This window comes from Vibrio sp. YT-18, assembly GCF_033337345.1.
Lineage (GTDB): Bacteria > Pseudomonadota > Gammaproteobacteria > Enterobacterales > Vibrionaceae > Vibrio > Vibrio alginolyticus.
Window position 1 is genome coordinate 1 of the sequence record NZ_JAWOQO010000214.1, and the last position, 1,111, is coordinate 1,111.

The 1,111-nt window shown below is 48.2% G+C and carries 1 protein-coding gene; it reads left to right on the top strand.

From position 1 onward, the window contains the following. Positions 1 to 184: 184 nt before the first annotated feature. Positions 185 to 1,111, top strand: a 927-nt coding sequence (locus R7M72_RS25520; RefSeq protein WP_411913729.1) for a S8 family serine peptidase, incomplete at its 3' end; no start/stop codon positions are given.

Consider the following 1,111-nt stretch of genomic DNA (forward strand, 5'->3'; position numbering starts at 1 on the left):
TCTCACTGTCGCTATCGGTCTATTGCATGCCTTAGATATTTTTCTTATTGGTAAATTTATCATTAGACTTCTATTCTAAGCTAAAAGGTTTTGATGGGGGCTGAGTCGTACCCGCTGCCGTTTCATCTGGCAAATGGAGTTCCTCAGTCAAGGAAGGGACTTATCCAACACGGAGTATAGTGCCATGCATCATTCATTATCCTTGCCGATTTTATTGTTGTCGTCTGCGATTGTGCAGGCGGCAGTTCCAGAAAGCCTTGCTATACCGCAGGCTTATCTCGATAGTCATCCTCATCCCGTTCATACAACTCCACCTCCGGCTTATGCCGTAGATCGTATTCTCGTTAAATTCCGTCCCGGTGCAGCGGCGTCTGACGTAGGGGAGTTGATGCGTGAGAGCAGAGCCGAAGCGCTCAAAGTCATTTCCGGCATTGATGTGCATGTCTTGCAAGTGCCCGTTGGAACAGTGGAAGCGCAGTTAGCCCGTTTTAACCAGAACCCGAATGTGTTGTATGCAGAACCTGATATCAACCACATTGTTCAGTATGTTCCCAATGAAGGTCTCGGTGGAAGTATCTATGCTAGTGACTACTTTTCTGAGCAGTGGGCGCTCAATAATACTGGGCAAGTACATTCTACCGTGGTGAATGACCCACTATTTGGTCCGTATCTGGATGAGGCCTCTGGCTTGCCTGGTGCAGATATCAATGCTCCCGAAGCTTGGGATATGACGAAAGGTAGTTCTGCCGTCAAGATAGCAATTCTCGATTCCGGTATTGATTGTCGTATGGCAGGGGATAGCGTGAGTAGCATTGAGTTCGGGAACGGAAAATGTGTCGAGCAACAGAAATTTGTCACCGACTATCAAAGTGATACGTTAGAGGACGTGGTTGGACACGGCACCCATGTCGCAGGTATTGCGGCAGCTCAGACAGATAACGGTATTGGTATTGCTGGGGTCGGTTTTAACAGTTCTGTTGGCAACCTGAAGACGTGCTACGAATATCTGATTTATAGCTGCGACCCATTTTTTGGCTGCTTCCTTATCGCTGCGACGGGGGTATGCCCGCTATCTTCCTCCATTGATGCGATCACCTATGCTGCCGATAAC